The 19387-nt window shown below is 35.0% G+C and carries 20 protein-coding genes; 19 read left to right on the top strand and 1 reads right to left on the bottom strand.

Features of this window, described 5'->3' with window-relative positions; all coding sequences use genetic code 11:
- Positions 1-151 precede the first annotated feature (151 nt).
- Entirely contained in the window at positions 152-1231 is a 1080-nt protein-coding gene (locus tag KHA97_RS21150; protein WP_213126777.1) for a VanW family protein, read from the top strand.
- A 336-nt stretch (positions 1232-1567) separates the two neighbouring features.
- Complete coding sequence (locus KHA97_RS21155) at positions 1568-2317, top strand: SDR family NAD(P)-dependent oxidoreductase (RefSeq protein ID WP_213126778.1); 750 nt, start codon at positions 1568-1570, stop codon at positions 2315-2317.
- A gap of 100 nt (positions 2318-2417) precedes the next feature.
- Here the strand turns inward: KHA97_RS21155 and KHA97_RS21160 are convergent, their stop codons facing one another.
- Positions 2418-2582 carry a hypothetical protein gene (locus tag KHA97_RS21160; protein ID WP_213126894.1) on the bottom strand — a complete coding sequence of 55 codons (165 nt, stop codon included), beginning with the start codon at positions 2580-2582 and terminating at the stop codon, positions 2418-2420.
- Positions 2583-2828: 246 nt separating this feature from the next.
- On the opposite strand from KHA97_RS21160, the gene KHA97_RS21165 reads away from it, so the two are divergent.
- The 17 genes from KHA97_RS21165 (at position 2829) to KHA97_RS21245 (ending at position 19371) form a co-directional block, all read left to right on the top strand.
- Positions 2829-3554 carry a YveK family protein gene (locus tag KHA97_RS21165; RefSeq protein WP_213126779.1) on the top strand — a complete coding sequence of 242 codons (726 nt, stop codon included), beginning with the start codon at positions 2829-2831 and terminating at the stop codon, positions 3552-3554.
- The gene (locus KHA97_RS21170) at positions 3544-4206 is read left to right on the top strand and encodes a CpsD/CapB family tyrosine-protein kinase (RefSeq protein WP_213126780.1); all 663 of its coding nucleotides are present in this window, start codon (positions 3544-3546) and stop codon (positions 4204-4206) included. The genes KHA97_RS21165 and KHA97_RS21170 overlap by 11 nt, the downstream gene beginning before the upstream one ends.
- Before the next feature lie 262 nt (positions 4207-4468).
- Entirely contained in the window at positions 4469-6301 is a 1833-nt protein-coding gene (locus tag KHA97_RS21175; protein WP_213126781.1) for a polysaccharide biosynthesis protein, read from the top strand.
- A 14-nt stretch (positions 6302-6315) separates the two neighbouring features.
- The gene (gene galU / locus KHA97_RS21180) at positions 6316-7194 is read left to right on the top strand and encodes a UTP--glucose-1-phosphate uridylyltransferase GalU (RefSeq protein ID WP_213126782.1); all 879 of its coding nucleotides are present in this window, start codon (positions 6316-6318) and stop codon (positions 7192-7194) included.
- Positions 7194-8345: a glycosyltransferase family 4 protein gene (locus tag KHA97_RS21185; protein WP_213126884.1), complete on the top strand. Its 1152-nt coding sequence runs from the start codon at positions 7194-7196 to the stop codon at positions 8343-8345. The genes galU and KHA97_RS21185 overlap by 1 nt, the downstream gene beginning before the upstream one ends.
- Complete coding sequence (locus tag KHA97_RS21190) at positions 8330-9481, top strand: glycosyltransferase family 1 protein (protein WP_213126783.1); 1152 nt, start codon at positions 8330-8332, stop codon at positions 9479-9481. The genes KHA97_RS21185 and KHA97_RS21190 overlap by 16 nt, the downstream gene beginning before the upstream one ends.
- On the top strand, positions 9444-10337 hold the full coding sequence (locus KHA97_RS21195; RefSeq protein WP_213126784.1) for a glycosyltransferase family 2 protein: 894 nt from the start codon (positions 9444-9446) through the stop codon (positions 10335-10337). Before KHA97_RS21190 ends, KHA97_RS21195 begins: the two co-directional genes overlap by 38 nt.
- A gap of 110 nt (positions 10338-10447) precedes the next feature.
- Entirely contained in the window at positions 10448-11518 is a 1071-nt protein-coding gene (locus KHA97_RS21200; protein ID WP_213126785.1) for an EpsG family protein, read from the top strand.
- 12 nt (positions 11519-11530) lie between these two features.
- On the top strand, positions 11531-12655 hold the full coding sequence (locus KHA97_RS21205) for a glycosyltransferase family 1 protein (RefSeq protein ID WP_213126786.1): 1125 nt from the start codon (positions 11531-11533) through the stop codon (positions 12653-12655).
- A 7-nt stretch (positions 12656-12662) separates the two neighbouring features.
- Positions 12663-13865 carry a glycosyltransferase gene (locus KHA97_RS21210; RefSeq protein ID WP_213126787.1) on the top strand — a complete coding sequence of 401 codons (1203 nt, stop codon included), beginning with the start codon at positions 12663-12665 and terminating at the stop codon, positions 13863-13865.
- Positions 13866-13883: 18 nt separating this feature from the next.
- A complete protein-coding gene (gene galE / locus KHA97_RS21215; protein ID WP_213126788.1) occupies positions 13884-14918 on the top strand; it encodes a UDP-glucose 4-epimerase GalE in 1035 nt (344 codons plus the stop codon).
- A 411-nt stretch (positions 14919-15329) separates the two neighbouring features.
- On the top strand, positions 15330-15482 hold the full coding sequence (locus tag KHA97_RS21220; RefSeq protein WP_213126789.1) for a hypothetical protein: 153 nt from the start codon (positions 15330-15332) through the stop codon (positions 15480-15482).
- 20 nt (positions 15483-15502) lie between these two features.
- Positions 15503-16087, top strand: a complete 585-nt coding sequence (locus tag KHA97_RS21225) for a sugar transferase (RefSeq protein WP_213126790.1) — start codon at positions 15503-15505, stop codon at positions 16085-16087.
- Between the two features lie 26 nt (positions 16088-16113).
- Positions 16114-16761 (top strand): acetyltransferase, encoded by a 648-nt coding sequence (locus KHA97_RS21230; RefSeq protein WP_213126791.1) that lies wholly within the window; start codon positions 16114-16116, stop codon positions 16759-16761.
- On the top strand, positions 16758-17942 hold the full coding sequence (locus KHA97_RS21235) for an aminotransferase class I/II-fold pyridoxal phosphate-dependent enzyme (RefSeq protein ID WP_213126792.1): 1185 nt from the start codon (positions 16758-16760) through the stop codon (positions 17940-17942). The genes KHA97_RS21230 and KHA97_RS21235 overlap by 4 nt, the downstream gene beginning before the upstream one ends.
- A gap of 15 nt (positions 17943-17957) precedes the next feature.
- Positions 17958-18302 (top strand): XRE family transcriptional regulator, encoded by a 345-nt coding sequence (locus tag KHA97_RS21240; RefSeq protein ID WP_213126793.1) that lies wholly within the window; start codon positions 17958-17960, stop codon positions 18300-18302.
- Between the two features lie 31 nt (positions 18303-18333).
- On the top strand, positions 18334-19371 hold the full coding sequence (locus tag KHA97_RS21245) for a glycosyltransferase family 2 protein (RefSeq protein ID WP_233713700.1): 1038 nt from the start codon (positions 18334-18336) through the stop codon (positions 19369-19371).
- The last annotated feature ends 16 nt before the right edge of the window (positions 19372-19387 follow it).

Here is a 19387-nt window from a genome sequence, read left to right on the forward strand (position 1 = left end):
AAATCATGGTTTCATATAGAATCATAATTTTAGAGGGAAAACATCGCGACTCGTTTTATTTTTTACCACTCTTGCCTAAATTCAATGATTAGAGAATATAGATAAGCCCAGTTGAATAGAGTGGAAAATGTGAATGAAACGATAAAAACATATGAAAAGTAGGGATAAAAAAGTGGGGATGAGCAGAGGGGTGCTTACTGTTATATTGGTAAGTAGTTTATTAGGGTTGACCGGATGTTCCGTTCAAGCCGCAAAACAAAAAGAGCTGAATGAGAAAATAGCTGAATTAGAAAAACAAAAAGCATTGTATGAGAAAGAACAGAAAAAATTAGAAGAGGAAAGGAAAAGAGAAGAGGAACTGCGCAAAGAGGAAGAAAGACGGAAAGCAGAAGAACTTAAGCCAATCGATATTGAAGTCGTCGATCCGAATACGAATGAAGTCATTAAAACATTTAATTATATTCTTAAAGATCTAAAAGAAAATGAAGATACGTATAAACAGGAGATTCAAAACTGGGCGAGGAAAGTTGCAAGAGGAACAGATACGACAAAAGGTTACGATCAAAGAATGGTACCTGATCGAGTTGGAAATGATGGGAAAATCGTTAAAGGCAGTCCAAGAGTAATTTTGGAGGAAGAGGAATTAGTCGATAAAGTGGTGGAGGCTTTTGCAGAAGGTGGTAGGGTAGAACTTCCTCTAGATGTAACTGAGAGCGGGTATAAAAAGGAAGAAGCCTCCCAGTTGGATGAGGTGGTCGTTGCTTCATTCACAACATACTTTGGAGGCAGCCCAGATGGACGGAATATAAATATAGAACTTTCAACAAACGCTATTAATAATGTTATTGTAGGCGTAAATGATTATTTTTCTTTTAATACAACCGTTGGACCAAGCGATGCGGAGCATGGATATCAAAAAGCAATGGAGGCGTTAAACGGCAAGTTAGTTGAAGGAATTGGAGGCGGAATTTGCCAAACTTCTACTACTTTATATAATGCAGTGGATCAGCTACCGGTATCCTATGTTGAATTGCATCACCATTCCGTTAATGTTGGATATATAGCGAAAGGTCGGGATGCTACGGTATCTTATGGAGGAAAAGATTTTAGATTTCAGAATACAACGGGAGCTCCTTTATTGATAAAGGCATATACAAAAGGAAGATCATTGACGGTTGAACTAAGGACATCGAAAGCGAATCAAAGTCTTATTAAGAAAGGGAATGCATAAGGTTTTATCGAGATATTCGGTAAAGCCTTATTTTTTGATGTATGTAAATTATAAATTGAAAACTTTTAAACTATTAAATTTGGAAAAGTTGTCCGAGTTTGATTGTGAATTAGTGCTCTTTTAGTTAGGAAAGAAAATCCCTTATTGTATTGGAAAGTATATTTGATAGAAAAATATCAATGATTGTATTTATGTACTATATCGCTTAACAATAGATCTCATAAATGAATGTGGAAAATTCGTTTAAATAGATGCATTTTTTTGTTTTTAAAATATCAATTTTTCAATAGGAAGGAATAAATTTTAATAAGAGAAAAGTTGATGATGGAGGAAACTATGAAAACACTATTAATTACCGGAGGAAATAATGGTATTGGTTTGTCTATGGTTAAGGAATGGCTGAAAAAAGGGAATTACGCTTGTGTTCTTGATTTAAATTGTGAAAACGTTGAAAAATTAAAGGAATCCCATCCAGGAAAACTTTTAACCTTTAAATGTGATATTACAGATTTGGAATCGGTAAAAATGGCAGTAAATGAAACAAATCGTCAGTTTCAAAGTATAGATTATGCTATACATAATGCATGCCTATGTTTGTTTAAAAACTTCGAGGAACATAGTAGAGAAGATTTTAATAAAGTTTTGGATGTGAATTTTTACGGGGGAATAAATATTACTAAAGCAGTTATGCCAATTATGAAAGACCAAAAACGTGGTAAGATCATTTTTACTAGTTCAGGAGTTGGAGTTACTGGATATACTAATTTAAGTTCCTATGCGTCTAGTAAAGGGGCAATAGAATCATTAGCAAGATGCTTAAACTTAGAGTATAGAGATAGTGGAATTACATTTCATATCATGCATCCGCCTCTGACTGATACGAAGTCTTCTTCACCGCTCCCAATTCCGAAAGATTTTAAAGCTTCACCTGAAAAAGTAGGACAAGGATTTATTCGGAATATCGACAGAAAAAAGTTTATCATTACTCCTACAATCAAAGATGCATTATCCATAAAATTTAGTTATCTTTTTCCTCTGCTAATAGGGCGATTGCTTGTAAAATTAACAAATAGGGCAATTAACTAGAAAAAACGGCTTGGAAATTTCCAAGCCGTTTTCCATTTAACCAACATTATCCGGAGTTACAGACACCTCTCACAAGAGCAAGGAAATTGCACTTTTGCCTTCATAAATTATCGTTTTGCTGTTTAATTTCCTCTTCAGCCTGAATAATATTTCCTCTTTCGAACATTCGGTGTTCATTGACTGAATCTCCAGCTTTAAGATTGTTTAAGTTTGAAGTAATCCTAATTTGCTCTTCGTTAATAAGAGAGTTTTTCTTCTTTTTCATTAAAACAGCCCCGTTCTTTTTTTGTAAAAAAAGAATATTATAATTCTTGGATAGTATCAACGGAAACATTTTTCTTATACTTCTTTGTTTAGTCATTTCCGATTAAAATAATATAAAAAGGCTATTGACTTGTTCTTTATAAAGAACTATTATATATTTAATCGAATCACATATGTAATTTTTGTTTTTTTTTACTTAGCTTGTTCTTTATTAAGAATCAATACGTCATCCATTTAAGGTGGTTTTATGAATCAAGGAAAAGGGATAGCAAAAGAAATTAATTTGAAACATTTATATAGCGTCATCATCAAAAGGATTTGGATCGTTTTTGTCATTACTTTTTTAACGACGATTGCAGGTTGGTATTATATCAGCCTCCATAAAACGGATCCATTGTATGAAGCTTCAACAAATATCATTATTGAAGCAGACCCAGTATATAGGAAAACTCTACAAGTCATTATTAAAGACACGATTGTTTTAGAAAGTGTGATCAAAGAGCTTAGTTTAAAAAAATCACCTGCTTCACTGGCAGGGCAAATTAGTGTGTATAACATTGATGAGTCACAAGTAGTGAGAATTAGTGTTACAGATACAGATTCTAAAAGAGCTGTTGAGATTGCAAATGCGACTGCTAAAGTCTTTTCTGAAAAAATCCCACGTATACTTAAATTCAAAGAAGATAAAGAAGATATTCGAATATTATCAGAGGCAACGGAGAATCCATCACCAATAAATGGTAGTAACCCAAATAAGATAATACTTGCAGCGATGGTATTCGGGATGGTTTTAGGAATTGGATTACTTTTTCTCATTGATTCCCTAGATGATAGCATTAAGTCTGAAAGTGATATTGAAATGATATTGGGCATTCAAGTATTAGGAAGTGTATCCTCCATGAATAATAAGAATATACGGAAAAGAAAGAATAATAACGAATCCGGATTCAGAGGTGGGTCAATTGGTTTTTAATAAGAAAAAGCGAATCATCTCCAATAAAAAAAGAAATTTAATTACATTTGCCAATCCAGATTCCATTATTTCTGAACAATACCGTACGATACGAACTAATCTATTTTTTCTCAACAATGATAAAAAAAACAAAACACTTCTTATTACGTCTCCGGGTAAACTAGAAGGAAAATCGACTACAGCAGCTAATCTAGCTATATCGATGGCTCAGCAGCAAGAAAAAGTTCTTCTGATTGATGGGAATTTAAGAAACCCTAATATCCACAACATATTCAAAACATCTAATGCCTATGGACTAACGGATGTTCTTACAGGTACAACACCTCTAGAAGATGCAATTTATTCTTCCTCGATTGAAAGATTGGACATTTTAACTAGTGGAAGAATGCCTTCCAACCCTGTAGAGTTGTTGGCATCCCAACAAATGCATCAATTATTGGAAAAAGTTAAATCCATTTATGACATTATTCTTATTGATTCAACCCCCATACTTGAAGTTACGGATACAAAAATTATTGCAAATATTTGTGATGGTGTTGTTTTGGTAGTTAAGCAAAATAAAACGAATATCGACAGTGCAGTAGAAACGAAAAAAGTATTAGAATATGCTAGGGCCAAAATTGTAGGAGTTATTTTAAATAATAAGAGGTAGATTTTTTTGCAAAAGTGTTCTTTATTAAGAACTATAGTGCGATTTTATTGAGTAAAAATGGTAATGTCTCCTAACCAATATCAACGGAGGCACTCGATCATGCTGTGGGTTCACTGCCTTAGACGCAAGTCGTCGTTGGTGTGGTGTGAGGAGGGGTTAGATGCCCCAATTCATTAAAGATGTTAATGATGTGGTTTTACAAAAAAGACCCCATCATTAGCATCTTTAATATTTTAATATTATAAATTAAAGGCGGGTTTTTATGACTTATCGACAAAGACTATCTTTATTCATTATCGTTGATTCTTTTATTGTGTTGACGGCTATTTTTATCAGCCGTTTTTTAGTGAATGCAAGTCTTGATGTATTTCAGTTGCCAGTTATCTTTATCTGCTTATCTATTGTTTTTAGTCATCATATTTTTTCTTTTATTTTTAAGGTGTATAAAAAAGCTTGGGAATATGCGAGCATCGGGGAGTTAATCATTATTTTTAAAGTCGTTACGTTGACGATTTTCGTCGCTGCCATTGTACAAAAGGTGGTCATGAATGAAATTTATTTAAGATTATTAGTTGTTACTTGGCTTCTACATTTGCTTTTAATAGGTGGGTCTAGATTTTGTTGGAGAATGTATCGCGATCGTTATTTAAACAAGACAGATGATAGGAGTAGAACATTAATTATTGGAGCGGGCTCAGCTGGAACGATGGTAGCAAGACAATTACTAATAAGTAAGGATGCAGAACTATTGCCCGTTGCTTTTATTGATGATGACAATAAGAAGCATAAACTGGATATATTTGGTATTCCAGTATTCGGTGGGATCAATCAAATTGAAAAAGCGGTTAAAGATTTAAAGATAGATCTTATCATCATCTCCATACCATCTTTATCGAGGAAAAAATTAAACACCATTTTTTTGGAATGTGCTAAAACGAAGGCTAAAACTCAAATCCTTCCTCTCCTTGAAGATTTAATAACAGGAAAAGTAGCCGTAAACGAATTTCGTGATGTCCAAGTCGAGGATCTTTTAGGAAGGGAACCAATAGAATTGGATATTGATAGTATTTCAGAATATATAACGAATAAGGTGGTGCTCGTTACAGGGGCTGGAGGATCGATAGGTTCAGAAATTTGCCGACAAATTTCAAAGTTTAACCCACAAAAATTAGTGCTATTAGGGCATGGAGAAAATAGCATTTACTCAATTGAATTGGAGTTAAAGGATAAATTTGGCCATTTGCCTATTGAATTTTTAACTGAAATCGCTGATACACAAGATGCAAATAAAATGATGATCGTCATGAGTAAGTATAAGCCTGATGTTGTTTACCATGCTGCAGCACATAAACATGTTCCATTAATGGAACGCAACCCAGAGGAAGCAGTAAAAAATAATATTATTGGTACTAAAAATGTTGCAGAGGCTGCAAGTTGGCATGGAGTAACGACATTTGTCATGATTTCCTCGGATAAAGCGGTAAATCCAACGAGCGTTATGGGAGCGACAAAACGATTGGCTGAGATGATTATTCAAAATATGAATGGAAAGAGTAAAACGAAATTTGTAGCTGTAAGGTTTGGTAATGTGTTAGGAAGCCGAGGAAGTGTTATTCCTATTTTTAAAAAGCAAATTGAAAAAGGCGGTCCCGTTACGGTTACCCATAAAGAAATGGTTCGCTATTTTATGACCATTCCGGAAGCTTCAAGACTAGTTATACAGGCTGGGGCGCTTGCTAAAGGTGGAGAAATTTTTGTTTTAGATATGGGAGAGCCAGTAAAAATTATTGACTTAGCTACGAATTTAATAAAGCTATCAGGGCATTCTGTTGATGAAATTGGGATTGAATTCACAGGAATTAGACCTGGAGAAAAGCTTTATGAGGAATTATTAAAAGATGAAGAAATCATTGATAAGCAAGTACATCCAAATATTTATATCGGAAAAGAAGCAAAGCTTTATTTGGAAGAAATTGAAGAAATAATAGAAACGTATACTGCAATGGAGAGCGACATGTTGAGAAAGACATTAATAGGCTTGGCAAATAGAAAAGTAAGATTGATACCACAGCCAATGATGCAAGTTTCAGGATAAGGAGTGAGACGTATATGAAAGTTAGAAAAGCAATCATCCCTGCAGCAGGGTTAGGAACAAGGTTTTTGCCTGCTACAAAGGCGATGCCGAAGGAAATGCTGCCAATTGTTGATAAACCAACGATTCAATATATTATTGAAGAAGCAATCGAGTCAGGAATTGAGGATATTATCATAGTGACAGGTAAAGGGAAGCGGGCGATTGAAGATCATTTCGACCATTCCTTTGAACTGGAGCAAAATTTATACGAAAAAGGAAAATTCGATTTACTAAATGAGGTTCAAAAGTCTTCCCAATTGGTCGACATTCATTATATTCGTCAAAAGGAACCGAAAGGGTTAGGTCATGCCATCTGGTGTGCCCGAAAATTTATTGGAAATGAACCGTTTGCTGTGTTGCTTGGAGATGATATTGTTCAAGCAGATAAGCCTTGTCTAAAGCAAATGATTGAACAATATGAAAGATATAATGCCTCCATTTTAGGAGTTCAATCCGTTCCTGAAAACGAAGTGTCAAGATACGGCATCGTAGATGGAAATATGATTGGCGACCGTTTTTATAGTGTTAATAACTTAGTAGAAAAACCAATCGAAGAGGAAGCTCCTTCAAACTTAGCCATCATGGGGAGGTACATCCTGAATCCGAGAGTTTTTGAAATATTAGCCGATCAAAAACCTGGAGCAGGTGGAGAAATCCAGTTGACGGATGCCATTGCTGAGCTGAATCATTATGAAGCAGTCTTTGCCTATGATTTTGAAGGAACCAGATATGATGTTGGAGAAAAAATGGGCTTCATCCAAACAACCATTGAGTTTGCCTTACAAAGAGAGGATTTAAGAAAAGATCTTCTTGATTATTTAACTTCTGTACTCGATCGACAATTAATTGGGTGATCGCTATGAAAAAGGTTTTATTTTGTGCAACGATTGATGAGCATTTCACATCTTTTCATATTCCTTACTTAAAGTGGTTTAAGGAACAAGGTTGGGAAGTACATGTTGCAGCGTTGGGGACTTTAGAGATCCCTTATGTAGACAAGAAATATAATATTGCTATTCAAAGATCACCTTTCAATATAAAAAACATTGAAGCATACAAGGATTTGAAAAAAATCATCAATCTAAACGAGTATAATATGATCCATTGCCATACACCGATGGGGGGAGTGTTAACGAGATTAGCTGCAATAAAAGCAAGAAAAAACGGAACAAAAGTCATCTATACGGCACATGGGTTTCATTTTTGCAAGGGAGCTCCGCTTATCAATTGGCTTGTCTATTATCCGATTGAAAAAACACTTGCGTATTTTACCGATTGTTTATTAACGATAAATGAAGAGGATTTTGCACTTGCGACGAAACATTTTAAAGCGAAGCGTATAGAACATATTCACGGAGTTGGTGTTGATACGGAGCGGTTTGCTCCCGTGATGGAATTCCATAAATTAGTTTTAAGAGCAAAGTATCATTATGAAAATGATGCTTTTTTATTGTTTTACGCGGCTGAATTTAATAAAAATAAGAACCAGCAACTTCTAATTGAAGCAATACCACTTATAAAAAAACATCTTCCAAATATGAAATTCGTTTTTGCGGGAGATGGTCCCTTATTGGATAAATGTATACAGCTTTCTAAAAAATTGGATGTAGAACACTCAGTTGACTTTTTAGGACAACGAGAAGATATTGATTTGCTTATAAAAATGAGTGACACTGCAGTAGCTTCAAGTATGAGAGAAGGCCTACCCGTTAATGTTATGGAAGCAATGGCTTGCGGTTTGCCAATTATTGCGGTTGATAATCGAGGTCACAGAGAACTAATCTCCCATAATGCAAATGGGTGGATCGTTGAAAATGATAAAACAATAATTGCTAATAGGGTCATTCAACTAGCACAAAATAAAGCCCTTCGCATGTATTTCGGATCACAAAGTCGAAAAATCATATTAGCAAAATATAGCTTAAACAAGGTGTTGGAAGAGAAAAAGATCATGTACAAAAAAGTGATGGATGAGATGGAGGAAGTTCAGTGGGCGGTCCATTAAGAGTGTTGCATGTTGCAGTCAATATGAATCGAGGTGGAGCCGAAACACTCATTATGAATTTATATCGGAATATGAATCGGGCAAACGTTCAGTTTGACTTTTTAACGTGTAAGCCTGGTGATTTTGATAATGAAATTATGAAAATGGGTGGGAAAATCCATAGAATTCCGTATATTTCGGATGTAGGACATTTTAATTATATACACGGTTTAAGGCAGTTTTTTTCTACCAACTCTCGTTACAAGATTATTCATTCTCATCTAGATAAGATGAGTGGAATTGTCCTGCGTGAAGCGAAAAAAGCAGGGATTCCAGTCAGAATCTCGCATAGTCATAATACGAAAAGTGAAGGCGGCGTCGCTGCAAGAACGTATAAGTGGTTAGTCGGAAATTATATTATTCCAAGTAGTACCACTTTTTTTGCTTGTTCCCGTGATGCGGCCAAATGGTTATTTAATAAAAAATCAAGCAGCTCTATAATTTTAAAAAATGGAATTGAGTACGATAGGTTTAGATTTTCAAAGGATACTAGACAACAAGTAAGAGAAGAATTAAATATTAAAGAAAACACTCTCGTACTTGGCCATGTAGGAAGGTTTAACCATCAAAAAAATCATTCGTTCTTAATTGATTTATTTACAGAATTTCATAAAGTACATGAAAATGCCACATTATTTCTTATTGGTAATGGAGAATTACGAAGTGTGATTGAAAAAAAGGTACGTGATTTACAATTAGTAGAAAAAGTGAAATTTTTAGGAGTCCGCCATGATATTGAACGTATTCTTCAAGGCATTGACTTATTTGTCTTTCCTTCCATACATGAGGGGTTGCCCGTTTCATTGATTGAAGCTCAAGGTTCTGGATTACCTTGTATAATCTCAGATCGGATTTCTAAAGAGGTCGATATTGGATTGAACCTGATCGAATATGCTCCTCTGGAGAATATTGAATCGTGGATTGAGAAAATAAATAATGCATTATCTAAAAAAATGCTAAGAATTCAAAACTCTGATTTCTTTACAGAAAAGGGTTTTGATATTCGGACTACTGCAAAAAAGATAGAGAATTTTTACTTAAGTGTCGAGGATGAATTAAATGAAGAAATTACTAACGATTTTTACTCCAACGTATAATCGTTCATATTGTTTAGTGAACTGTTATGTAAGTTTATTGCGGCAAACTAGCAATGACTTTTGTTGGCTTATTATTGATGATGGTTCTACGGACAACACGAAGGAATTAGTTGAAGGCTGGATGAAAGAAAATAAAATCGATATCCGCTATGTTTCGCAAGAAAATAAAGGAATGCATGGAGCGCATAATACCGCATACGAAGTTATCGATACAGAACTAAATGTATGCATTGATTCTGATGATTATATGCCTGATGATGCTGTTGAAAAAATTAAAGACTTTTGGGAGAAATACGGCAATGAGAAAGTAAGTGGAATTATCGGACTGGACGCAAATCTAGATAATGAAATAATCGGAACCAAATTACCTAATAATGTTAAAAGTTCAACATTGTTTGATCTCTACAATCTTCATGGGGTAACGGGTGATAAAAAACTAGTTTACAGAACAGAATTAACGAAAAAATATCCGTATCCTCTTTTTGAAAACGAGAAATATGTAGGCTTGGCGTATAAATATTTCATGTTGGATCAAGAGTATGAAATGCTGCTAATGAATGAGGTACTATGCAATGTTGAGTATTTGCAAGATGGTTCATCCTTAAATATGTTTCATCAATATCGAAAAAATCCAAGAGGCTTTGCTTTTTATCGAAAAGAATTAATGAAGCTTCCTTTTGCCAGTCTGTCTTTTAAATTTAGGCAGGCAATTCATTATGTTTCCAGTAGTTTTTTCATGAAGAATAAACGATTTATTAGTGAGACACCATGCAAAGGCTTAACGATAACCGCTATTCCCTTTGGTGCCCTGTTATATCTTTATATAGTGTCTAAGACTAAAACGGCAGTGACATAGTCGAAATTCTGTGAAGGGAATGTTCAAAAAGGCCGGTAAAAACGACACTTCGAATTTTTGCGTTCTGGCTAGTTTGATTTTTGAACACTCACTGTGAAGGGAACGGAATAATGACATTTCTATGGCTGAACCTTGCAATCGTATTTATTTTATCCTTCTTTGCAAGGTATTTTGGAGAACCTGTTCTAGTAGGAGAAACAACAGTCCCCATTAAACCAAACAAAATATTGATGACAGGCGTCCTTGCGTCCCTCATTATCATCTCTGGATTGAGATCAAATATTGGAGATACATTCTTTTACAAACACATATATGAAATCAATGATTTTTCTTGGGAATATATCATTTCACAAAAAGATATCGGATTTGGAATTCTTCAAAAGTTACTAAAAATGATTTCCAATGACCCGCAAATCATGATTTTTACAACAGCTACTATCACAAATATATTAATTATTGCTGTCTTTTTTAAATATTCACGAATGATCGAACTAAGCGTGTATGTGTATATTACGGGTGGTTTATTTTTAGTTTCCATGAATGGAATCAGGCAAGTACTTGCGGCTGCCATTATTTTTACTGCGACAAAATATTTAGTCAATGGAAATTGGATTAAATATTTTTTTATTATTCTTTTTGCCTCATCTTTTCATCAAAGTGCGTTAATCTTAATTCCGATTTATTTTTTCGTAAGATATAAGGCATGGTCAAAAGCAACGGTCGTTTTGTTGGCATTTTCCTTATTGATTGTAGTTGGATACCATCAGTTTTCATCTCTATTATTCGCTGCTATAGAGGATAGCCAGTATGGGCATTATTCTAATTTTAATGAAGGTGGAGCGAATATTTTGAGGGTTGTCGTGGAAGCGGTTCCCTTAATAATTGCTTATCTTGGCAGGGAAAAACTTAGAACCATATTTCCAAGCAGTGATTATATCGTCAATATGTCGCTCGTTGGTTTCATGTTTATGATTATCTCCACGCAAAATTGGATTTTCGCCAGATTTGGAATTTACTTTAGTTTATACCAGTTAATTCTAATCTCCTGGATCGTAAAGCTATTTAGACAAAAAGACCAAAGACTAATCTATTATGCATTACTAATCTGTTATTTAATATATTACTTTATTGAAAGTGTCATTAGTTTAAATATTATATATAGAAGCAATTATTTTGGTTAGGAGAAGGAACAAATGACTGAACCAAAGAGAGTGCTGCATATTGTAAGTGCCATGGAAAGAGGTGGTGCGGAAACGCTGATTATGAATATTTATAGACATATTGATCGCAAAAAAGTTCAGTTTGATTTTATTACACACAGTGATAAACCAGGTGATTTTGATCAAGAAATTAAAGAGATGGGTGGGAATATTTATCATATTCCTAGTCTTGGTTCTTCTGGTCCCATTCGCTATTTGAAGGCATTGATCAATATTATATCTGCAAATAAGTATACGGCTATTCATGCACATACCGACTTCCAAAGTGGGTTCCCTGCATTGGCAGCAAAAATATGCAAAATTAAGCATAGAATCTGTCATTCACATAGCAATAACTGGTTGCAGAATGGATGGAAAGGGTTGCTAATGTTAAAGGGATTGCAATTTTTAATAAAAATATCTGCAACAAAATTGTGCAGTTGCAGTGAAGAGGCGGCTAGATTTTTATTTGGCAGTTCAAGCAAAGTGCACATTCTTAAAAATGGAATTAATATTAATGAATTTTTAACTGCTGGTGAAGGGTGCAAAGAGCAAATTCTCAATGAATTGTGTATACCATCCGATTCCAAAATCATCGGACATATCGGACGCTTTTCCGAATCGAAAAATCATCAATTCCTATTAGAAGTATTAAAAAAAATGGTTGAAAAAGATTCTAGTTATATCGCCCTTTTAGTTGGTGATGGACCTCTAAGAAAAACAATTGAATTAGAAGCAGTAAGATTAAGATTACAAAATCACGTTCGATTTTTAGGCGTTAGATCTGATATTCCAAATTTGATGAAAGCTTTTGATCTATTTCTTTTTCCGTCTAAATTTGAAGGTTTTGGAATTGTTCTTCTTGAAGCGCAATGCTCCGGAATCCCTTGTGTGGTTGCGGATACGGTTCCTAAAAGTACAGATATGGATTTGGGGCTCGTCACCTTTTTACCACTAGTAGAGAATGTATCTAGATGGTGTAATTGCATTGAGCATTCTTTAAAAATAGAAAAACCAAATGAAAGTTTAATTTCAAATAATATCTCAAAATACGGATTCAATATTCGTGATACTGTACACGATTGGATAAATTTGTATGGGTTAAGAAGTGTGGGATGAGAAGATTATGATGAAGAAAAAAATACTTATATCTTCTTTTGACTTAGCAGTAGGTGGTGTCGAAAGAAGTTTAATCGGCTTATTGCAAACGATCGATTACAGTAAATATGATGTGGACTTAATGCTTTATAAGCACGAAGGCGAATTTCTCTCATTCTTACCTGCTGGACCGAAATTATTAGCTGAGGTTCCACAATATAGTACATTCAGAAAATCAATCAAACAAACGATTGAAGAAGGTCATTACAAAATAGGAATATCAAGATTACTTGCAAGAACTCTAAGCTCTCTGCAAGGAAAAATACAAAAGATCGATGAACCCGGATATTTGAATATCCAATACGGTTGGGAAATATCTCATGCATTTCTTCCAAAATTAAATAAAGAATACGATGCGGCCATAAGTTTCCTATGGCCGCATCATTTTATAGGAAAAAATGTAAATGCGAAGAAAAGAATTGGTTGGATTCATACCGATTATTCCAATATTTATATCAACAAAAAGCTGGAAAATCAAATGTGGAATAAGGTTGATCAGATTGTGGCAGTATCCGAGGACTGCTCGAAAACGTTCTTAAAGTTTTTTCCGAAATATAAAGAAAAAACTTCAGTCATTGAAAATATTCTTTCTCCGGAGCTCATCCACGAACAGGCTATGGATGAAGAACCAGTAGAAATAAAGAGAATCGAAGGAAAAACAATATTAGTGACGGTGGGGAGACTTTCACACGCAAAAGGGATTGACCAGGCGATAAAAGCTTGTAAGGAATTGATAGAGAAGGGGTATGACATAGAATGGTACGTCGTTGGATATGGGTCGCTTGAAAATGATCTCCAAACATTAATAAATAAACTTGGATTGAACGAGCGATTTTTTTTATTGGGCAAAAAGGTTAACCCATATCCATATATTAAAGCATGTGATATTTATGTGCAGCCGTCGAGATATGAAGGTAAGGCAGTGACTGTCCGCGAAGCGCAAATTTTAAAAAAACCTGTTGTGATCACGAATTTTCCTACTGCACGAAGTCAAGCACAAGATGAATATGATGCTTTAATCACATCCGCGAATGTGGAGGGAATTGTAAAAGGGGTTCAAAGATTAATAGATGATGACACGTTAAGGGAGCAATTAATTTCAAATGTAAGTAAAAATAATTACGGAAATGAAAAGGAAGTAGAAAAATTGTATCGATTAATCGGGGACTAATGTAAAGGGGGGATTCATTTGGCAGTACTCATAACTGGAGGAGCTGGCTATATAGGAAGCCATACATGCGTGGAACTTCTGCAGGCAGAATATGACATTATTGTCCTTGATAACTATAAAAATAGTCATCCTGAATCTTTAAAACGCGTCAGCCACATCACTGGCCGAGGTTTTAAAGTGTATCAAGGGGATTTAATGAATGAGGACATAATCGAGAAAGTATTTAGTGAAAATAAAATTGAAGCTGTTATCCATTTTGCAGGACTAAAAGCAGTAGGGGAATCAGTCCAAATTCCACTTATGTATTATGAGTGCAATATTAGTGGCACTGTCAAATTATGCAATGTTATGAGGAAATACAATGTTAAAAATCTAGTTTTTAGCTCCTCTGCAACAGTGTATGGAATGCCTGAACGCATTCCGATTTCCGAAGACTCTGCATTAAGAGCACAGAGTCCTTATGGTCGTACGAAACAAATGATCGAAGAAATTCTCCGTGATCTTTATACATCCGACGAGAATTGGAGTATTGCTTTATTACGATATTTTAATCCGATTGGCGCCCACGAAAGTGGACTGATTGGAGAAGCCCCTAACGGAATTCCGAATAACTTGATGCCGTATATTACACAAGTCGCAATAGGGAAGTTAAAAGAACTAAATATTTTCGGAAATGATTATCCAACGAAAGATGGTACGGGTGTGAGAGACTATATTCACGTAGTCGACCTTGCAAAAGGCCATTTAAAAGCATTGGAAAAAGTTACGAGAACTACTGGAGTGGAAGCTTACAATCTTGGAACGGGTAAAGGGTACAGTGTATTAGAAATTGTGGAAGCATTTGAAAAAGCAGCCAATCTAAAAATACCTTATAAAATAACAGAACGACGAAAAGGTGATATAGCCATTTGCTATGCTGATCCCTCTAAAGCTGAACGGGAGCTTGGTTGGACGGCCGAAAAAGATATTGAAGAGATGTGTAGAGATTCTTGGCGATGGCAATCTAGAAATCCAAATGGATATATTTTAAACAGAGAAATTTTAACTAACTAAAAGAATGAAATAAGGGTTTATCACTAATCGGTTGAGTATGGACATAAGTCTCCACATAATTCGGTAGTTTTTCACAATTGTACAGCGTGTTGGAGGCATTCGTTTCACTTCTCGAGGAGTAAACACAAATGTGCGGTGTATCGTATTCAATCGCAGTATAATTCGAAGAAATTTCACACATGTGCAGCGAATCGTACTCAATCGCGGCATATCTCGAAGGATTATCAAAAATGTACGGCGTAACGGACCCAATTGCGGCACATCTCGAGGAATAGTCACAATCGTGCAGAGTATCGAATACACTCGCAGTACAACCGAGTGATTTTTTACAATTCAGTACGAATGTGTTTGATTTGCAGCACACCTAGGTTTTTTTAAAAGTATCAGAGATAAAGTGAGGAAGATATAGAGATGAGTATGAGAGAAGGGGATTTCCAACAGCAATTTAAGGAATTGTTGGAGGATATTTACGTGAAGGGGCAGGAGACGGAGTTTTTATTAATGGAAGATGTAATGAATGAAATTCAAACGAAACTTATTATGTTGCTGGAAACAACAAACTAACAGCTAGGAGTTGTAAATAGATGAAAAGACTCTTAGATTTCTTAAGTTCTTTATTACTTTTAATTATTTCTTTTCCCCTTATGGTTTGTATTGGACTGCTAGTTAGAGTTAAACTAGGCAGTCCTATTTTTTTTAAACAACAACGGCCGGGGCTATACGGAAAACCATTTTATTTATATAAATTTCGCACCATGACAGATGATAGAGATCAATGGGGGGACCTTTACCCGGATGAAATAAGGTTAACTTCGTTTGGTAGGTTTTTACGCAAGTATAGCTTAGATGAGTTGCCTCAACTCATTAACGTTGTAAAAGGCGACCTAAGTTTAGTTGGACCACGCCCTCTTTTAATGGAATATTTACCTTTATACACAGAGGAACAGGAAAAGCGTCATTTAGTAAAACCCGGAATTACTGGTTGGGCTCAAGTAAATGGACGTAATGCGATTAGCTGGGAAGAGAAGTTTGCATTAGATATATGGTATGTGCAAAACCAATCATTACTCTTAGATATGAAAATTTTAATATTAACGGTAAAAAATGTTTTGATTTCTGATGGGATTAATCAACCTGGTCATGCCACGATGGAGGATTTTAAAGGGTAAACATCAATTTTGAAAGAGGGACATGGATGAACATCGTATTGATCGGTGCTGGTGGACACGGTAAAGTTGTTCGGGATCTTATTGTGTTGCATAAAAATATTAAGCTTATTGCATTTCTTGATGATAAATATAAAGAAGTATGTAAGAAAGGCAATATAATCGTTGGGCCAATACCCTTTGCAAAGACCATTATGAGTATGTTTCCCGACGTAAAATTTGTCATTACTATAGGTGATAACAAAGTAAGAAAAGAAATAATTAGTAAGTTAAATCTACCGCATATATATTATGCCACTCTCGTTCATCCAACAGCTATCATAAGTCCCAGTGTATCGATTGGTAATGGAACGGTTATTATGGCCAATGCAGTGATTGATTCAGATAGTCAGATTGGCAATCATGTCATTATTAATACAAGTTCAGTCGTAGAACATGATAATCATGTCGGAGATTTTGTACACTTGTCACCGAATGCTACATTGACTGGAGCTGTCAAAATTGAAGAGGGAGTTCATATAGGAGCGGGGGCAACAGTTATTCCATATATTAATATCGGAGAATGGTCCACAATTGGAGCAGGGGCAGCTGTGATCAATCCAATTCCAGCAAATAGTACTGCGGTCGGTGTTCCAGCTAAGGTAAAAGAAGAACAAAAAATGGAGGAGGTTTCATGAATCAATACAAGAAAGAGCAAATTTTACTATCGCCGCCGCATATGTCAGGTCATGAATGGAAGTATATTCAGCAGGCAATTGAAACAAACTGGATTGCACCACTGGGGCCAAATGTTGACGCATTTGAAAATGAGATGGCAAGTTACCTGGGAGTTAAAGACGCTTTAGCAGTTAATTCAGGAACGGCCGCCATTCATTTGGCGCTTTCTTTATGTGGAGTGAAAAAAGGCGATACCGTTTTTTGCTCAACACTTACCTTTGTGGCGAGTGCCAATCCAATTCTTTATCAAGGTGCAGAACCAGTCTTTATCGATTCAGAACCTGAAACATGGAATATGTCACCCGAAGCATTGGAAAAAGCATTTAGAGAAGCTGTACTATCGGGGAAAATGCCAAAAGCAGTAATTGTTGTCAACTTATACGGTCAAAGTGCAAAGATGGAAGAAATTCTAACAATTTGTAATCAATATAATGTACCAATGGTTGAAGATGCTGCGGAATCACTCGGATCCGAATATAAAGGCAAGAAAAGTGGGACGTTCGGTAAATTTGGAATTTTTTCTTTTAATGGCAACAAGATTATTACAACATCAGGAGGCGGAATGCTTGTTTCCAATGATACGGATGCGATACAAAAAGCACGCTTTTTAGCTACACAAGCAAAGGATTCTGCTCCATATTACGAACATAGCAAGATGGGATACAACTATCGTATGAGTAATATATTAGCTGGAATAGGAAGAGGGCAATTTGAGGTTTTAGAGGATAGAATAAAAGCCAAGAGATTAATATTTTTAAAGTATTATAAAGAATTAGCAAACCTGCCCGGCATTCACTTCATGCCTGAACTCGAAGATACTTTGTCTAATCGCTGGCTTACAACATTAACAATAGATGATAAATTGACAGGAATTACATCATCTGAAATCCTCAAATACTTCGCTAATAAAAATATTGAAGCGCGTCATGTATGGAAACCATTGCATTTGCAACCACTTTTTAAAGGGGCGAAATACTACTCACATCATGAACATCAAAGCATTTCAGAAGCTTTATTTATGAAAGGTATTTGTCTTCCTTCTGGATCAAATATTGCAAACCAAGAACAAATGAGGGTGATCGAAAGTCTGAAAAAGGCAATGACACAAAAAGTCGAGATGCCCCATCCTATATCGGGATGAGAGAGGTAAAAATAGATGATTGGGAAAAATATATATGAAATTAGAAAAAGAAAAGGTCTTACTTTAACTGAATTAGCTGATAGAGCGGGCATAGCAAAATCGTATTTAAGTAATATTGAAAGAAGCGTTAATAAAAATCCTTCTATTAATGTAGTAGAAAAAATTGCTAAAGTATTGGATGTCGATGTAAGGATATTATTAAATCAAACCGTAGAGCAGAAATCGATACAGTTAGATGAAGAATGGGTTGACTTTGCACGTGAACTAAAGGAATCAGGAGTAGGAAAAGAACAATTTGAAGAGTATAAAACATTAATAGAATTTATTAAGTGGAAGAAAGTGAATGAAGAAAACAATTAAGATGATGATGTTAAAGTAGGGGATTTCATTGTTGCCATTAGTTAGTGTTGTTGTCCCGATTTATAAGGTTGAAAAGTATATTCATAGATGTATCGAAAGCATTTTGGAGCAAACATATTCTAACTTAGAAATTATTCTAGTCAACGACGGTTCGCCAGATCATTGTGGGCAAATAATTGATGAATATGCTGAAAAAGATCATAGAATCAAAGTTGTCCATAAGAAAAATGGAGGATTATCAGATGCTAGAAATAAAGGGATGGAATATGTAACAGGAGATTTTACACTTTTTGTGGATAGTGATGATTGGATAGAAAGAAATATGATTAAAGTATTAATCCAAATAAGTATAGATCATCAAGCTGATGTCGTTCAATCGGCTTTTTATTATGCTTATGAGGATCACTTGCTATATGACAATCGATATTTTTCAAAAAAAGATCCATTTATTCTATTGAATAATAAAAAGCTTATGTATGAACTAGTTCGAAATGAAATAGTGAAAAACTTTGCTTGGGGAAAGCTTTATAAGACAGCCCTCATTAAAGATATTCCATTTAAAAAAGGGGTCTTATTTGAAGATGTCTTTTGGGCACATCTTGTTATGCATCGAGTCCATACATACGTGATAACACACGCACCTATGTATTATTATTTCCAGCGGAGCGAAAGCATTGTTTTCAATTATTCATTGAGGAATTTGGATATCATCGAAGGACTGAAAGAAAGGCATATATTTGTTGAACAGTATTATCATGACCTAAGTAACGAGTCTTTTACTGTCATCCTAACAAATTGTTTCATCCATTATAATCTTTTAATGATGAATCGTTCGATAGATAAAGACGGGGAAAATAGAAAAAATATCCGGGCTTACATTAAGTCGCATTACGAGGAATTTATGATTGCTGCAAAGGGAAACAAAGAATTAAAAACGCAGCTTATCTTATATAAGATCCATCCAATAATGAATATATGTTTTCTAGCTTTAAGAAAATTGTTTAGGAAGATGAAAATCCTGCCTAAGCCTGTAGGATTAGAGCGAATTAACCTAAGCTTTAAAGTATAAAAAGGGGATTAAATAA

The organism is Lederbergia citri, from assembly GCF_018343625.1.
Classification (GTDB): Bacteria; Bacillota; Bacilli; order Bacillales; family Bacillaceae_C; genus Lederbergia; species Lederbergia citri.